13 protein-coding genes are annotated in these 16372 nt (G+C 74.3%); 8 read left to right on the top strand and 5 right to left on the bottom strand.

What is annotated here, in order from left to right:
* Window positions 1–39: 39 nt before the first annotated feature.
* Window positions 40–762, top strand: coding sequence for a (2Fe-2S)-binding protein (locus tag P3T34_RS05675; RefSeq protein WP_280664881.1), 723 nt, complete (start codon window positions 40–42; stop codon window positions 760–762).
* Window positions 763–770: 8 nt separating this feature from the next.
* On the opposite strand, the gene P3T34_RS05670 is transcribed toward P3T34_RS05675, so the two are convergent.
* Together P3T34_RS05670 and P3T34_RS39860 are read right to left on the bottom strand one after the other, a co-directional pair.
* Window positions 771–1445 carry an HAD family hydrolase gene (locus tag P3T34_RS05670; RefSeq protein WP_280664880.1) on the bottom strand — a complete coding sequence of 225 codons (675 nt, stop codon included), beginning with the start codon at window positions 1443–1445 and terminating at the stop codon, window positions 771–773.
* An 11-nt stretch (window positions 1446–1456) separates the two neighbouring features.
* The gene (locus P3T34_RS39860) at window positions 1457–2794 is read right to left on the bottom strand and encodes a GNAT family N-acetyltransferase (RefSeq protein WP_348534631.1); all 1338 of its coding nucleotides are present in this window, start codon (window positions 2792–2794) and stop codon (window positions 1457–1459) included.
* 151 nt (window positions 2795–2945) lie between these two features.
* Here P3T34_RS39860 and P3T34_RS05655 point away from each other — a divergent pair, with 151 nt between their 5' ends.
* The 6 genes from P3T34_RS05655 (at window position 2946) to P3T34_RS05630 (ending at window position 11186) form a co-directional block, all read left to right on the top strand.
* A complete protein-coding gene (locus P3T34_RS05655) occupies window positions 2946–3407 on the top strand; it encodes a hypothetical protein (protein WP_280664879.1) in 462 nt (153 codons plus the stop codon).
* 139 nt (window positions 3408–3546) lie between these two features.
* A complete protein-coding gene (locus P3T34_RS05650) occupies window positions 3547–4980 on the top strand; it encodes a hypothetical protein (RefSeq protein WP_280664878.1) in 1434 nt (477 codons plus the stop codon).
* Between the two features lie 81 nt (window positions 4981–5061).
* Window positions 5062–8451 (top strand): right-handed parallel beta-helix repeat-containing protein, encoded by a 3390-nt coding sequence (locus P3T34_RS05645; RefSeq protein WP_280664877.1) that lies wholly within the window; start codon window positions 5062–5064, stop codon window positions 8449–8451.
* Window positions 8448–9890 (top strand): S8 family serine peptidase, encoded by a 1443-nt coding sequence (locus P3T34_RS05640; RefSeq protein ID WP_280664876.1) that lies wholly within the window; start codon window positions 8448–8450, stop codon window positions 9888–9890. The genes P3T34_RS05645 and P3T34_RS05640 overlap by 4 nt, the downstream gene beginning before the upstream one ends.
* A gap of 139 nt (window positions 9891–10029) precedes the next feature.
* Entirely contained in the window at window positions 10030–10449 is a 420-nt protein-coding gene (locus P3T34_RS05635) for a hypothetical protein (protein WP_280664875.1), read from the top strand.
* A gap of 167 nt (window positions 10450–10616) precedes the next feature.
* A complete protein-coding gene (locus P3T34_RS05630; protein ID WP_280664874.1) occupies window positions 10617–11186 on the top strand; it encodes a sigma-70 family RNA polymerase sigma factor in 570 nt (189 codons plus the stop codon).
* A 55-nt stretch (window positions 11187–11241) separates the two neighbouring features.
* On the opposite strand, the gene P3T34_RS05625 is transcribed toward P3T34_RS05630, so the two are convergent.
* A complete protein-coding gene (locus tag P3T34_RS05625; protein WP_280664873.1) occupies window positions 11242–13215 on the bottom strand; it encodes a BTAD domain-containing putative transcriptional regulator in 1974 nt (657 codons plus the stop codon).
* Window positions 13216–13446: 231 nt separating this feature from the next.
* Here P3T34_RS05625 and P3T34_RS05620 point away from each other — a divergent pair, with 231 nt between their 5' ends.
* Window positions 13447–14466 carry a Ku protein gene (locus P3T34_RS05620; protein ID WP_280664872.1) on the top strand — a complete coding sequence of 340 codons (1020 nt, stop codon included), beginning with the start codon at window positions 13447–13449 and terminating at the stop codon, window positions 14464–14466.
* A gap of 46 nt (window positions 14467–14512) precedes the next feature.
* Here P3T34_RS05620 and P3T34_RS05615 read toward each other — a convergent pair whose 3' ends face one another.
* Entirely contained in the window at window positions 14513–15097 is a 585-nt protein-coding gene (locus tag P3T34_RS05615; protein ID WP_280664871.1) for a DUF4190 domain-containing protein, read from the bottom strand.
* Between the two features lie 324 nt (window positions 15098–15421).
* Window positions 15422–16318 carry a non-homologous end-joining DNA ligase gene (ligD, locus tag P3T34_RS05610; protein ID WP_280664870.1) on the bottom strand — a complete coding sequence of 299 codons (897 nt, stop codon included), beginning with the start codon at window positions 16316–16318 and terminating at the stop codon, window positions 15422–15424.
* Window positions 16319–16372: the final 54 nt, after the last annotated feature.

The raw sequence follows: 16372 nt of genomic DNA, 5'->3' as shown, positions 1-16372 counted from the left end.
ACCAGTCCGTCGCGGCGGGGAGCCTGCGAAGATCGCGGCATGGTGAGTGGAGTGAACGAGATCGCGGCGCTCGGGCCGTTCTTCGCCTTCGAGGTGCACGAGGGCGACGGGCCCGCCCGGGCGCCCTGGCGGGAGATGGCCGAACTGGTCGACGACCCGGCCGTGTTGGCGGGGCGGGCCGCCGACGTGCGCGGTCATCTCGCGGGCGGGCGGCCGGTCGAGAGCGTGGAACTGCGGGTGGCCGCTTCGGTGATGCACCTGGGGCTGACCGCCCGACTGGCCTCGCCAGCTCTGGCGGTGGCCACCCGCTACGGCGCGGTGCTGCCGCTCGACCTGCGGGAGGCCAGGTGGCAGCCGGTCCCCGGGGGCATGTTCCCGCTCTCGCTGCCGCGTCGCACCCTGGTCCCGGTGGCCGACCCGGCCGAACTCGCGGCCGCGCTGGGCGTCGAGCTGCTCGACGGCCCGTGCCGTGCCATGGTGGAGGCCACCCTGCCGCTCTGCCCGTCCCCGCAGATCCTATGGGGCAACGTGGCCTCCGCCGTGCACGGGGCTGCGGTCGCCCTCGCCAACTCCCGCCCGCAGCTGGCCGGTCGGGCCCGCCTGCTGGCCGGGCTCGTGCTGGCGCAGCCGCAACTGCGCGACACCTGCACGGGGGTGGGCGACGGCGGCCCGTTCCGCCGCCGCAGCTGCTGCCTCATCTACCGCGCCGCACCCGGCGGCGCCGGGGCGCTGTGCGGCGACTGCGTGCTGCGGCGCGGCTGAGCAGGTCCTCAAGAGGGCGAGCCGGACTCCCGGAGCAGGAGGGCGACGGCCTCGGTGACCTGGTCGACCGTGTGGTCAGGGGGAGCCTCGGTGGCGGGCCACGGGCGGTCGCGGCGGATCCAGACGGTCCGCAGGCCCGCTGCCCGGCCCCCACCCACATCCGCGGTGATGCTGTCCCCGACCATCCACCCGGCGCGCGGCGGCCGACCGGCGCCGAAGCCGCAGCGCTCGGCCGCCAGGGCGAAGATCCGCGGGTCGGGCTTGCGCAGGCCCTCGGCCTGCGAGATGCACCAGCCGTCCAGCAGCGGGGGCAGCCCGGTGTGCCGCAGGGCGCCGAGCTGCATCTCGTGGTTCCCGTTGGTCACCACGCCGACCCGCCAGCGCGCCGCCCGCAGCCGCGCCAGCGCCGCCAGGACCGCCGGCTCGCAGCGCATCAACTCCGCGTGCCGGCGCCGGTACTGCGCCCACAACACCTCGACGGAGGCGGCCAGGCCGAAGCGGGCCCGTACGGCGGTGAAGAACTCGCCCTTGGGCCGCAGGCCGTCCGCGTCGAGTGCGGTCAGCCAGCACACCGCGCCGGGGTCGAGCCCGTGCCGGGAGGCGAACTCCGTTGCCCAGCGGGCGAACGCGGCGCTGCGGTCGGCGAGCGTGTTGTCCAGATCGAAGAGTGCGAGACGTTCCACCGGCCCGGCCGTCAACGGTCGGCCCGGGTGAGGCGGAACCGGGCCAGCCGCAGGCCGGGGACGGGTTCCACGACAGCGGTGGGGGAGAAGCCCAGACCTTTGTAGAGCGTTACGGCCGGGAGGTTGTCGGCGCCGGTGCTGACCAGGGCGTCGCCGTCGGGGGCCAGTTCGGTCAGCAGGTGGCGCAGCAGGCGGGAGGCCAGGCCGCGGCGGAACCAGTCGGGATCGACGCAGACCCGGTCGATGTCGATGTCGCCGGCCCGCTCGCCCGCGAGCTGCTGCCAGGCGACGAAGGCGACCAGCCGGCCTTCCGGCGTCCTCGCGCCGAGCCAGCGCAACCGCCCTGCGCCGGAGCGCAGTTCCGGCAGGCTCTCGCGCAGGGCGGGGATGTCGTCGAAGCCGATCAGCTCTGCCTCGACGGCGTACGCGCGCCGCCCGACCCGGTGCACCGCGAGCGCGGTCGCCTCGTGCGTCAGGTCGAGCTCGACCAGTGACGGCGCGCGGGCGGGAAGTTCCGGCGCGGTCGGCGAGTTCGTCGTCCTGGTGAAGACATGGGAGCGGCCGATGGCGGTGAAGCCGCGACGGGCGTACCAGTGGCGGGGCCAGTCGTCGGCGTCGGCGACCAGGAAGAGCAGGCCGTGGTCGGCGATGTCCCGGCGGGCGGCGGTGAGCAGTGCGTCCGCGTAGCCGCGGCGGGTGTGGGTGTCGCTGGTGACGACCTCTTCGAGCTGGCCGATCCCGTCCTCCGGGTCGAGGTAGAGGTCGGCCCAGCTGGCGATGACGCCCTCCTCATCGCGGACGGCGAGGAAGCGGACCTGGTCCGCGCCGTGCAGCCGAGCCGCCCGGCGATCGGCGAGCTGTCGGAGTACGGCGTCGGGGGCCTGCGGCATCCAGCGGCGCAACTGGCCGAGGACGGCGGGCCGCAGCTCGGCGAGGCTGACGGGGTGCGCGGCCGCCGGGTGCACGGCTGGGTGCGCGACTGGCGGCACGGTGGGATGCGTGAGCGCAGGACCCGTCATCACCAGCTCCACGTCGTGCTCGTAACCCGCCGCCGTGAGGGCGGGTGCGCAGGCGGTGGCCACGGCGTCGTCGAGGACCGAGATCCGGCGGTGTCGCAGGTGGCCGAGGCCGGCATCGGCGAGCGCGGGGAGCTCGCGCAGGCCGGCCGGCGACGGCATGGACGTGATGACCACCTGGTTGTGCTCGTGCGACGCCTCGTACGCCGGGTCAAGTACCAGCACGCCGCCCGGGACCTCGACCGTCTCGGCCGCCTGCCGCCGGGCGAATGACGCGCGGAACGCCGCGATGCGCTGGAGGTCGCCGGTCGATGCGGCTGGCGTGGCTGACATGCGGTCAGCGTAGGGGAGCAGGGCAGTTGACGCCGGATCTTTTCCCGGCGGTGCCGGCCCGCCAGGTGAACGCCGGGGCGGGTCCGGCCCGTTCTGGCTGTGTGAGGACGCCCCAGCGGACGAGTGGGGCGGGGAACGACAGGAGTGCGCGATGGCCCAGGCGGAACACGGATTCGAGCTCGCCGCGGTGTTCGACACCGTGGACCCGGTGACGGGCCCGGGCTTCGCCGCGGACCACCCGCGCATCACCGACCCGGCCGAGCGGACCGCCCTGCTCGACTACCTGCGGGCCGGGCCGGCCGTGCTGATGACCCCGATGCTGATGGACGACGTCCTGGAGCCGTCGCGCCTGGGCCGGGTGCCGATGAGCTACCGCACCGACGGGGTCTGGATCTGGACGGACACCATCACCTACTACCTGGAGGAGTACGGGCTCGCCCCCGAGCCGGGCCTGCTGGCGCACCTCCGGCAGCGGGTACGCGCGGGCGTCGGCCCGAGCGCCGACGCGGACGCGGACGTGCTGGAGCGCGCGGTGGCCTTCATCCTCACGCCGCCGCCGGAGGAGGAGGCCGAGCCGGTCTGGACCCTCGGCGGCTCCGACGAAACGCTCTGACTGACTCCGCTCGCGCCCCGGTGAACCCCGGGGCCCGCGCCGCCCGTCACACCGGGTGGATGCGTTCGTCGACCGGCCCGGTGGGGTCCGGCCGGGCGTGTTCCGTGGTGGACAGTCGTCGAAGGGCCAGGGGACCAAGGTGGGCAAGGACCGGCACGGAAAGAACGGGCGATCTGGCGGAGCGGGCGAGCCGGAGGCCGGCGGGTACCAGCTGCCCGCGGTTGCCTGGGCGGTGGAGGAGTTGGAGCCGCCGACCGCCGAGGAGGCGCCGGCCGCACCGGTGGCGAAGGCACCTGCCGCGCGCGAGAGCCGGGCACCCGCGATCGGATCCGAGGCTGAGCCCTCGGCCGAGCACGAGCCCAAGCCCGAGGCCGAGCACGAGCCCGAGGCCGAACCGGACAGCGCCGCCGATGGTGGCGCCGCCGACGGTGGCGACACCGCCGCGCTTGCCGCAGCCACCGGGCTGCTGGCCACCACCCCGGCGTCCAAGGCCACCGCGGCCGCCGGCCAGGGCGGCACGTCCTCCCGGCCCGGCCGGATCTCCAAGCCGATGATCGCCGCCGCGGCGACCGCCGGTGTCGTCCTGATCGGCCTGCCGCTGATCCTCTCCCACCTCGGCGGGGGCGGCTCGCACGGCGGCCCGCTGGGCTCGGGGCCGGCCGGCTACACGCAGCAGAGCGGCGGCGGCGACGGATTCGTCCCGAAGGCCGACGCGCACGGTGACATCGGCCCCGGCCCGCAGGCGCCGGGTCAGCCGGGCCAGCCGGGCCAGCCGCCGCAGGGCGGCACCGGCGGAGCGGACGGCGGCACGACGGGCGGTGGCGGCACCGGCGGCGTGGCGGGCGCAGCAGCGCTTGCCGGGGCCGGCGCCGGTGCCGGCACGGGGTCCGGAGCGGGAGCGCCGGTCGGGTCGTCCCACGGTGGCGGATCGGGCGGGGCCGCCCAGCCGCAGCAGCCGGGCCAACCGCAGACCCAGCCCCAGCCGCCCGCCCAGCCGCAGCAGCCCGCGCCCCAGCAGCCCGCCCCGCCGGCCGCGGCGGCCAAGGCCGCGCCCCCGGCGGCGCCCAGCTACGCGGGCGTGGCCGGTCCGTTCTGCAGCAACGCCGGCACCACCTTCCAGCAGAACGGCTGGTTCGACCAGGGCCAGGCCGGCTGGGTGGTCAACTCCGGTGGCGGCTACGCGGGCAGCGGCTGCAACGGCAACTTCACCTCGATGCCGATGTCCGGCGCGGCCAACAAGGACGCCGGCAACTCGGTGGTCTGGACCTTCAACACCGGGTCGGTCAGCAGCGGCAGTTGCACGATCTCGGTCTACGTTCCGGACGACGGCGACATCAAGGCCGTCGGCGGGGCCCCGGCCTACTACACCGTGCAGAACGGCAGCGGCTCCGCCGGTTCGTTCAACGTCAACCAGGTGGGCAACCGCGGCTCCTGGGTCAGCGCCGGGACGTTCCCGGTGAGCAACGGCAAGATCGCCGTGACCATGCACGACCGCGGGCAGGACTGGACGGACACCGCCAAGACCTACGCCCATGACGCGGCCTCCGCCGTCCGGGCGAACTGCACGGGCTGACCGATCACCACCCGGAACACCTGATCACCACCCGGAACACCCTGATCAGCTGATCACCACCGACGAAGGGGAACAACGAGCATGACGCGCCATGTGCTGACGGTCTGTGCGGAGCAGCGGGACGGCGGCTACCGCACGATCGGGGAGGCCCTGGAGGCGGCACGCAGCGGAGCGGTGATCAGCGTCCGGCCGGGCAGGTACGAGGAGAACCTGGTGATCACCAAGATGGTGACCATCACCGCCGAGGACGTGCGCGGCAGCGTCCGGATCTCCCCCCGGCGCGGCGCGGTGGTCCAAGTGGTCGCCGAGGCCGTGCAGTTGACCGGACTGGTGCTGCAGGGGCAGGACGAGGAGCTGCCGGCCATCGACGTCCCGCGCGGGCAGGCGGCGCTGGAGGACTGCGAGGTGGTCGGTAACTCGTGGACGGCCGTGCTGACCCGCCAGCAGGGCGCGCTCGCGATGCGCGGCTGCCGGGTGGTCAACCCGGTCGGGGCGGGCATCGTGGAGACCTCCACCGGTGCCAGCGTGATCGAGGACTGCGTGATCGAGCACCTGGGCACCTCCGCCGTGGTGATCGGCGAGCGGGCCAACCCGGTGGTGCGCAACTGCGTCATGCGCGACGCGCGCGGCAACGGCGTCTGCGCCAACGGCGAGGCGCGCGGGGTGATCGAGGACTGCGAGATCTCGGCGACCGACAAGCCGGCCGTCGCACTGGAGGAGAACAGCTCGACGCGCGTTCTGCGTACCGCCGTCCGGGACACCGCGGTCGGCGTCTACGTCAGCTCCTCGGCTCGGGTGACGCTGGAGGACTGCACGATCACCGGCACCCAGGGCCACGCCGTGGTGCTGGCCGCCGGGACCGACCCGGTGCTGCGCCGCTGCCGCACCGCCCGCAGCACCGGCCACGGCCTGCACATCGGCGGCCGCTCGCGCGGCACCTTCGAGGAGTGCGAGGTGAACGGGGCCGATGGCACCGGCATCTGGGTGGGGGAGTCCGCGAGCCCCTCGCTGACCCGCACCGCCGTCCGGGACTGCGGCGACGCCGGCGTCGAGCTGGTCGGCGAGAGCGCCGCCGAGTTCGACCGCGTGGAGATCCGCGACGTGGCCGGCCCGGGGGTGAGCATCCGGGAGGGGGCCAACCCGCTGCTGCGCCGACTCAACGTGGTCGACGCGCGCGGCCACGGCGTGGAGGTGCTGGCCGACGGGCGCGGCCGGCTGGAGGCGTCCGAGATCACCTCGGCCGGCCTGGCGGGGGTGCGGATCGCCGACGGCGGCAACACCTACCTGGGCGGGACGACGGTGCGCGGCTCGGGCGGGGCCGGCGTCTCGGTCGGAGCGGAGGGCATCGGCGCGCTGCGCGACTGCGACGTGATCGACTCCGGCGCCGAGGGCCTACTGGTCGAGCACGGTGGCGAGTTGACGGCCACCCGCACGTTGGCGCGCGGCAGCCGCCGGCACGGCGCGCTGCTGGCGGACGGCAGCCGGGCCGCCCTGAACACCTGCGAGCTGACGGACAACACCCTGGACGGCATCCGGATCGAGTCCGTCGAGGCGGTCCGGATCACCGACTGCACGGTGACCGGCAACCGGGGCGCCGGGCTGCGCCAGACGAAGCCCAGCAACCGGCTGGCGGTGGAGAACCTGACCAGCGCGGAGAACGCGAGCACCGACGCGCACGGCAGCGCGACCGCGCAGGCCGAGCCCGGCGGGTCGGGCGGGTCGGGCTCGGAGCAGGGGGAGGGGCAGGAGCAGAGCGGCGAGCAGGCCGGCGCGGTCGAGGAGCCCAAGGGCCCGCTGGCGGTGCTGGAGTCGCTGGTCGGTCTGGAGGGCGTCAAGGAGCAGGTGGCCACCCTGGTCAACCTCAACAAGCTGGCCAAGCGCCGCGAGCAGGCCGGGATGCCGGCCCTGCCGATGAGCCGGCACCTGATCTTCGCCGGGCCGCCCGGTACTGGCAAGACCACGGTGGCCCGGCTCTACGGCGCCGTGCTGGCCGAACTCGGCGTGCTGCGCAGCGGCCACCTCACCGAGGTGGCCCGGGTCGACCTGGTGGCCGCGATCATCGGCGGCACGGCGATCAAGACCACCGAGGTCTTCATGCAGGCGCTGGGCGGCGTGCTCTTCATCGACGAGGCGTACGCGCTGTCGGCCGGCTCCAACGGCGGCAGCGGACCGGACTTCGGCCGGGAGGCGATCGACACCCTGGTCAAGCTGATGGAGGACCACCGCGACGACATCGTGGTCGTGGTGGCCGGCTACTCCGAGGAGATGCAGGGCTTCCTGTCCTCCAACCCGGGCCTGGCCTCGCGCTTCAGCCGCACCGTCGAGTTCCAGAACTACGCGCCGGCCGAGCTGACCACCATCGTGGAGCGGGCAGCCGACGCGCACGGCTACGAACTGGCCGACGGCACCCGCGACGCGCTGGCCGAGCTCTTCGAACGGATGCCCAAGGGCGCCGACTTCGGCAACGGCCGGGCCGCCCGCAAGGTCTTCGAGGAGATGGTCGACCGGCAGGCCTCCCGGCTGGCGCAGGTCGCGGAGCTGGGCGACGCGGACCTCGCGGTGCTGATGCCGCAGGACGTCGGCGCGGAGGCCGCCGCCGCCGTGGCCGCCGCGCTCGCCGAGCTGGCGGGCGAGGCGCCGGCCGCGGCCCGCACCGAACTGCTCGACGAGCTGCGCTCGATGGTCGGCCTGCCCGCCGCCAAGGAGCAGGTGGAGGACCTGGTCAACCTGATCAAGCAGGTGCGCCGGCGCGAGGAGGCCGGCCTGCCGACCGCCAAGATCAGCCACCACCTGGTCTTCGCGGGCCCGCCCGGCACCGGCAAGACCACGGTGGCCCGGCTCTACGGCCGGCTGCTGGCCGAGCTCGGCGTGCTGCCGGGCGGCCAGTTGATCGAGACCGCCCGGTCCGACCTGGTCGGCCGCTTCGTCGGCCACACCGCGCAGCTCACCAAGGAGGCCTTCGAACGGGCCCGCGGCGGCGTGCTCTTCATCGACGAGGCGTACACCCTCACCCCGCGCGGCGGCAGCGGCAACGACTTCGGCCAGGAGGCCGTGGACACGCTGATGAAGCTGATGGAGGACCACCGCGACGAGGTCGTGGTGATCGTCGCCGGGTACGAGGAGGAGATGCAGGGCTTCCTGGCCTCCAACCCCGGCCTGGCCTCGCGCTTCTCCCGCCAGATCGCCTTCGAGCACTACGCGGACGACGAGTTGGTGACGATCGTGCGACTGCAGGCCGAGTCGGCCGGTTACGTCTGCGCGCCCGAGACGCTGGCGGCGCTGCACACGCTCTTCGGGGAGCTCCCGCGCGACCGCACGTTCGGCAACGGCCGCACGGCCCGGCAGACCCTGGAGAGCATGATCACCCGGCAGGCCGGGCGGCTCAGCAGGCTGGAGATCGACGACCTGTCCGAGCTCAGCCTGCTGCTCCCGCAGGACATCCCGGTGCAGCGCACGGGCAGTGCGGCATGACCGGTCCCCGGCGCCTGACCGGCCCCCGGCGCCTGACTGACCCGCGGCGCCTGACCGGGCCCGGGCCCGGGCCGGGCGCGGTCGCCGCACTGCTCTGCGGCCTGCTGCTGGTGCCGCTGGCCCCCGGGCTCGCGTCGGCCGACTCGCCCGCGCCGACCCTCACCCCGGGTGCGGAGGTGCCGGCCCTGCGCGTCGGCGAACCGCTCTCGTCGGGTCAGCCCGCCCAGCCGGGCGGCCAGCTGGCGGGCGGCCAGCCGGCGGGTGGCGCGCAGGCCGGTGCCGAGCCGTCCTCGCTGCCGACCGTCGGGCAGACCAACCCCAACGTCCAGCAGCAGGGCTGCCTGCCCGCCTCGGCCAGCCGCACCGACCGCACCCCCTGGGCGCAGACCTTTCTGCGCCCGGACGCCGCCTGGCCGCTCAGCCAGGGCGCGGGGGTGACGGTGGCGGTGGTCGGCTCCGGCGTTGACGGGGCCTCGGGGGTGTTCGACAGCCGGCTCGCCCTCGGGCCGCGCGAGTACGGGCCGGGCGACTCCGGCCGTGACTGCGTCGGGCACGGCACCTTCCTGGCCGGACTGGTCGCCGCCCGGCGCCAGGACGGCCTCGGCTTCGCCGGGATCGCTCCGCAGGCCCGGATCCTCGCGGTGGCCGTCACCGACGACAGCGGCGTCACCGGTGCCGACCAGCTCGCTCCCGGCATCCGCGCGGCCGTCGACGGCGGCGCCCGGGTGATCGACGTGGCGGTGCCGCTGCCGACCGGCAGCGCCGCGCTCTCCGCGGCGCTGCAGTACGCCGACGCCAAGGGCGCGCTGGTGATCGCACCCGCCGCCCCGGATGCCTCCGCTGCGCCCTCCGCCGCCGGCTCGGCGGCGCCCGCCGCCCCGGTGCCGACCGAGCAGGACGTCCTGTCGGTCGGCGACCTCGGCCCCGGCGGCACGGTGCCGTCCGCCCGCTCCGGCACGGGACGGGTCGACCTGGTCGCCCCCGGCGACTCGGTGATGAGCGTCGGCCCCGGCGGCGTGGGCTACTTCACCGGCTCCGGGCCGAGCTTCGCCGCCGCCCTGGTGGCCGGGACGGCCGCCCTGGTGCTCGGCTACCGGCCGGACCTGACGAGGGACCAGCTGGCCCACCGGCTGGAGGCCACCGCCTACCACCCCGGCACCGCGCTGCCCGACGCCGTCCTCGGCTACGGCACGGTCGACCCGGTGGCCGCCGTCAGCGCGCTGCTCCCCGAGGAGCACGGCGTCGCCCAACGCCCGCGGCCGGGCGCCGCGTCGATCGTGATGCCTCCCGCGGCGTCCGGCTCGGCCGGGCAGCAGGCGGCGGCGGTCGCGGGCGGCGCGCTGGGGCTGGCGGTACTGGTCGGCGCCGCCGGGCTGGTGCTGCCGCGCGGACGGCGCAGGGGGTGGCGGCCGGGCACACCGCCGGAGCCGGCGGACTGAGGCGGCCCGGTGAACCCCTGGCGTGAACCTGGTGCACGTTGTGCACGTTCTACCCGTAGCGGTAACTCGGGCGGCATGGGGAGACGGTGGTCATTCGTGGGCTCGGCGTGGGGCTCGGAGCTGGAGCGGGGCGGCAGGCGTGCCGTCCGAAGATGACCAGCGCGCCGAGCGCGAACGGAAGGCCCGCAGGCTGATCTCCCACCTGCTGGACGAGCAGCCGTCGGCTGACTCCTCCTCGGCCGAGCTCTGGCTCGACGAGCTCCGGCCCGACGAGCTGGACTTCGGCGGCGGGCTCGCCGTGCCCGCCGCCCGGGCGGCCGAGGTGATCGCGGCGGCTGAGTCGCTGGCCCGGCGTGGGGTCGGCCGGGGACAGCTCGGCGTGCCGCCCGCCGAGTTGCGCCGACTGGCCCAGGCGCTGGTGGTGGACCAGCACCCGTCGGCGGCCGGCTGGACGCCGGCGGAGCGCCGCTCGGCGGCGCACTGGGTGGCGCTGCTGATCGAGCGCTACGGCGAGGACGGCGTGCAGCGGCTGCTGCTCGCACTGACGATCCGCCTCTGAAACCTCCCGGGCCGGACTTTTGGCGAACGTTGGCGAAGCGTTGGTGCACCGTTGGCGGCGCCCGACACGATTCCAGCGTCAGGCCAAGGGAGTCGCCGATCGTCGCGCGCTTGCCCTTGGGCTCCCCAGCTGCGGTTCGAGCCGGCGTGAAGCAAAGAGCGGTGACCATGCAGACCCTCAACACATCCACCAGCACCACCGGGGCGGCGTCCGTCGCACCGCGGGCCACCCTCGACCCCGAGGTACTGGCCGAGATCCACCGCCTGCACGGCCCCTACCTGCTGCGCGCGCTGCTGCGGGTGACCAGCGGCGACCGCGGCAAGGCCGAGGACATCCTGCAGGAGACGCTGCTGCGTGCGTGGCAGCACCCCGAGGCGATCTCGCGCGGCGCGCAGCAGAGCCGTCCGTGGCTCTTCACGGTCGCGCGGCGGATCGCCATCGACCACTTCCGGATGGCCGCCGCCCGGGCCCAGGAGGTCGCCGACGAGGCGCCCGAGGAGCGCACAGCCGTCGGCGACCCGTTCGACGACGTGCTGGCCGCCAGGGACATGGAGCTCCTGCTCGCCGAGCTCCAGCCCCACCACCGCGACGTGCTGGTGGAGTTGCATCTCAACGACCGCTCGGTGGCGGACACCGCGGTGCTGCTCGGCGTGCCGGCCGGGACGGTCAAGTCCCGTAACTTCTACGCGCTTCGGGCGCTGCGGCCGGTCCTCGCCGCCCGCGCCGCCACGGCCTGAGTCGCTGCCGCCCGCGCCGCCGCGGCCTGAGCCGCCGCGGTCAGGTTCGAGCAGCTCACCCCGGCGGTCCCAGCCCGCTCAGCACCGCGCACAACTCGGCCATCCGCAGCGCGTGTTCGGGATCACCCTGACCGGCCGCCCGGTAGTGCTCCAGCAGCCGGGTGCCGGCTGCCCGATGCGCCTCGGCCCCGCGGGCGGCGCTCAACTCCTCGCTGTAGAGCCGGATCAGGTCCGGTCGCCGGTAGCGGCCGGGCGCGCTCTCGACGAGCAGGTGGTAGGCGGCCAGCGTTCCGAGCGCCTGCCGCCCGGTCCGCAGGCAGCTGTCGAGCAGCGCGGCCGCCGCACCCGCGTCCACCTCGTCCCCCGGATGGACCGCCAGCAGTGGCAGCAACCTGGCTGCGTCTATCGGAAGTTGACAGTACGTCAGAAAAAGTCCGGTCCGCACGCCCGCGACACCCGGGGTGTCCAGCAGCAGCAGCCGGTTCCGCTCGTCGTGCAACTCGGCCACCAGGTCGGCCAGCGACCAGGCGGGGCGGGCGGCGAGCTTGGCGGCGACGATCCGCAGCGCCAGCGGCAGGTGGTCGCAGAGCGCCACCAGCCGTTCGGCCGCCGCTCGTTCGGCTCGGACCCGGTCGGGGGCGAGCACCCGCTCCAGCAGGTGCAGCGCGTCCGCGGTGGACAGCGGCTCCAGGCGCAGGATGGTCGCCCCCTCGGTGACCACCAGCTCCTCCAGTGTGCTGCGGCTGGTGACCACGGTGGCGCAGCCAGGACCGGCCGGCAGCAGTTCGGAGACCTCGCGCGAGCAGTGGGCGTTGTCGAGCACCACCAGCAGTCGCCGCCGCGCGGTCTGCTCCCGGTAGAGCGCGGCCCGGGCCGCCGGGTCGCGGGGGATCGCGTCCGGTGCCACGCCCAGCGCGCGCAGAAACCCGCTGAGCACGTCGTCCGGATCGGCCGGTCCGGCCGGGTCGAAGCCGCGCAGGTCGACGAAGAGTTGCCCGTCGGGGAAGCCGGCGGCCGCGCCGTGCGCCCAGTGCACGGCGGTGGCCGTCTTGCCCACGCCGGCCGGGCCGATCAGCACGGCGAGCCCGTTGCCGACCCGCTCGGCCCCGCACTCCTGGTCCAGCCACCCGGACTCGGCCCCGCGGCCGACGAAGCCCAGCGGCTGCCGGGGCAGCGACCGGACGGGAGGCGCGGCGGTGGGAGGTGCGTCGACGGGAGGTACGTCGGCGGGGGAGGCCTGCGCGGCGTCGGCGTCTGCCGGCTCAGTCGTGAGTACGGCCGGCTCGGTGGTCAGCACGGCAGGCTCGGTGGTGAGGACGGCGGCCAGCGCCGCCTGCAGGGCGGGCCCCGGCGGCATCCCCAGCTCCTCGTCCAGCCTGCGGCGCGTGTGGTGGTAGGCGTTCACCGCGGCCGACGACCGTCCGGCCTGGTGCAGGCAGCGCACCAGTACCGCCGCCGTCTGCTCGCGCAGCTCGTCGGAGCGCACCTGCTGCTCCAGGGCCGCGATCGCCGCGCCCCCCTCGCCGAGCCGCAGCAGGCACTGCGCCCAGCCGGTGAGGGCCCCGATCCTGCCCTCGTCCAGCCGCTCGGCCAGCGAGCGGCGCAGCGCCGTGTCGGGCAGGTCGGCCAGCGCCGAGCCGCCCCACAGGCCGAGTGCCCGCTCGTACAGCGCGGCCGCCTCGGCCGGGTCGTCGAGCCCGGCGGCCCGGGCGGCCAGCTCCTCGAAGCGCCGCGCATCCACCAATCGGGCGTCCCCGGTCAGCAGGTATCCGGGCGCCCGGGTGTGCAGGACGAACGGGGTGCCGTCCAGCACCTTGCGCAGCGCCGCGACGTGCCCTTGCAGTGCGGCCCGGGCCTGCGCGGGAGCCTCCTCGCCCCAGAGCATCCCGAAGAACCGCTCCACCGCGACGCTGCGGCCGAGTTCGAGCGCGAGCAGGGCCAGCACCGCGCGCCGCTTGGCGCCGGCCACCTCGGCGAGGCCGCCGTCCGGCCGCCTCAGCTCGACCGGACCGAGCAGGCGTATGCCCATGCCGATGCGCCCCCTAATCCCACCCACAGCCGCCGCGTGGCACGACAGGTCCGCAGTCTAAGCCAGCCCGCCGGGCCCACCCCGCCCGCCCGGCTGCTCCTTCCGGCCCTGTGACCAGCGCCGGGACGCAAACGAGAGCACCATGGAAAGCCGGAGGCAGGCCGCCGAGCCCGGAGTGCATGGGCGGCGGCCCGGCGAGCGCGAGCGCGGAATCCTGGAGGTGGCACGGCGATGGCCAGACCGATCTGGACGGGCACGCTGAGTTTCGGACTGGTCGCCGTGCCGGTCGGCCTCTACTCGGCCACCGAGGACCACGCCATCCACTTCCGCCAGTTGCAGCGCGGGACCTCCGACCGGGTCCGCAACCAGCGGGTCAACGAGCGCACCGGCAAAGAGGTCGCCTACGCCGACATCGTCAAGGGCTTCGAGCTGGCCGACGGCGAGTACGTGGTGGTCGAGCCGGAGGAGCTGGAGCGGATCTCGCCCGGGCGCTCCAAGTCGATCGCGATCACCGGATTCGTGGACCTCGGCGAGATCGACCCGATCTTCTTCGACAAGACCTACTACCTCGGTCCGCGCGGCAAGGAGTTCACCCAGGTCTACGGCCTGCTGCACCGCGCCCTGACCGAGACCGGCCGGGCCGGGCTGGCGAACTTCGTGATGCGCGGCAAGCAGTACCTGGCCGCGGTCCGGGCCGAGGGCGACGTGCTGGTCCTGCAGACCATGCACTACGCCGACGAGGTCCGCGACCCGCACCGCGAGATCGACAGCCTGCCCGAGAAGGTCGAGCCCACCGAGCGCGAGCTCGCCGTGGCCCGCCAGCTGATCGAGGCGCTCAGCGCCGACTGGGACCCGAACGAGTACCAGGACAGCTTCGCCGCCCAGGTGCGCGAGCTGGTCGAGGCGAAGCTCGAGGGCAAGGAGATCGTCACGGCCGAGGCGGCGCCGGACTCGACCAACGTGGTGGACCTGATGGAGGTCCTGGAACGCAGCCTCCAGCAGGCCGCCGTCGCCCACCCGGCCGACCCCGCAGGCCCGTCCGAGGCAGAGGCCGAGCCCAGGGCCAAGCGCGGGGCCGAGCGCGAGCCCGCCGCGCCGTCGGACTTGTCCGAGCTCAGCAAGGCCGAGCTCTACCGGCTTGCCACCGAACGCGCCATCCCCCGCCGCTCCAGCATGACCCGCGACGAACTCCAGCAGGCCCTAGAAGCCACCCAACCCGCCAAGCCCCGCCGCCTGCGCGCCGTCTCCTGACGGCGGGCCGGCTGCGAGGCTTCGCGGGGTGTGCGGGGTGCGGTGACTAGTTGACCGTCTTGCCGCAGGCCGAGTCGACCTTGTTGGCGTCCGCCGTCATGCGGTCCGTCAGGTCGCTGCTCGGGGCGGTCCCGTTGGTGAGGCTGTCGAGCAGCTGCTGGTAGTCGCCGGCCAGCGCCTGGATGGACGTGCGCGCGGCCGAGTTGCCGGCCTTGCCGGCGTCGCCGTTCAGCTGGGTCACGACGTTCTGGAGGTCGGCCTTCATGGCGGCCGGGTCGTTCCCGTCCGCGTTGAGCTTGTCCGCGGAGGAGGTGACCGACGCGGTGGCCGACAGGCAGCCGGCGTCCGTTGCCTTGAGCACGTGCGGAACGAGGAGGGCGATCGGGACGATCCACAGGAGCGCCAGCAGGATACCGATCCAGGACATGACCTTGCCCTTGCCGGCCTTCTTCGAACGGACCAGGCCGACAATGCCGAAGATCAGCGCGAGGGGAATGCCGCCGAGGATTCCGAAGACCAGCGCCGCGACGGCGAAGCCGTTCTTGCCCTGCTCCGGGACGGGCGCGACCCAGCCGTACGGCTGCTGCTGTGACTGGGCCTCAGGGGCGTTCTGCTGGTCCGGTATGGACACGTTGAATCCTTAGGGGACGGGGCTTCAGGTGTTTTCACCTGACGAGCGCAAGCCCTAGGAATATCGGAGTTCGCCAGCTCTCCGCAAATCTATAACGGCCCAGATCAGGGCCCCAATAGCGGACAGAACGCCCATCTCGCCTCCGTGCTGCGGAAAAGAGAGCGAATCGTGACGTCGGCCGCCTGGGTGGGGCTGCTTTCGCCGAGCTGTCTGACGGACAAACGGAATTCGTACGGACGGGTATCGGTAAGCACTCTCATTTACTTGAGTAATCGTCAGATAATGGCAGCTGGTGGAGATATGACTTTCCGTGCCGAATAGGGACTACCCTGGCAGTTCGCCGGCTGCTGCCGGGTCGGTCAGCTGTGCCTGGAGGTCGCCGTCGGCGGCGACCCGGGCGGCGACCTGGGCGGGCGTGTAGGCCAGCTGCTCCGGGTGTTCGCAGCTGCCGACCTCCGCCCAGGTCAACGGGGTCGAGACGCCCGGTTCGGCGCCGGCCCGCAGCGAGTAGGCGGCGGCGGTGGTCTTGGCGCTGTTGTTCTGCGACCAGTCGACGAAGACCCGCCCGGGGCGCAGCTGCTTGGCCATCTTGTCGACGACCAGCTCGGGGCGGGCCAGGCGCAGCCGGCGGGCCAGCTCGCGGGCGTAGTCGCCGACCTGGTCGGCGGGCGTCTCGACCAGCGGGACGGTCAGGTGCAGGCCCTTGCTGCCGGTGGTCTTCGGCCAGACCCGCAGTCCGTCCCCGGCCAGCAGCTCGCGCGCGGCCAGTGCGACCGCGCAGCACTCCACGACGGTGGTCCCCGGTCCGGGGTCCAGGTCGACGATCAGGCGGTCGTGGGTCTGCGGGGTGCCGCGCCACTGCGGGACGTGGATCTCCAGGCAGCCGAGGTTGGCCGCCCACAGCAGGGTGGGCAGGTCGGCGACCACGACTTGGCGCAGCGTCTCGTCGCGGTGCACGACGTCCAGGCTCGCCACCCAGTCCGGCGCCCCCGGCGGCACCCGCTTGGCCCAGAACCGCTCGCCCTCCACCCCCTCGGGCAGTCGCAGGAAGCTGGCCGCCCGGCCGCGCAGATGCGCCACCATGACCGGCCCGACCTGCGCGTAGTAGTGCAGGACGGCGGCCTTGGTGAAGCCGCTGCGGGGGTAGAGGACGCGGTCCAGGTGGGTCAGTCGCAGGCGGCGGCCCTCGACCTCGGTGACGGTGGCGTTGGGGTCGGGCATGTCTCCATCGAACTGCGCGCGGGCCCGGCGCGCAGTTCGATGGAGGCAGTTCGA

Source organism: Kitasatospora sp. MAP12-44, assembly GCF_029892095.1.
GTDB lineage: Bacteria > Actinomycetota > Actinomycetes > Streptomycetales > Streptomycetaceae > Kitasatospora.
This window is presented reverse-complemented; position numbering and strand designations above follow the sequence as displayed.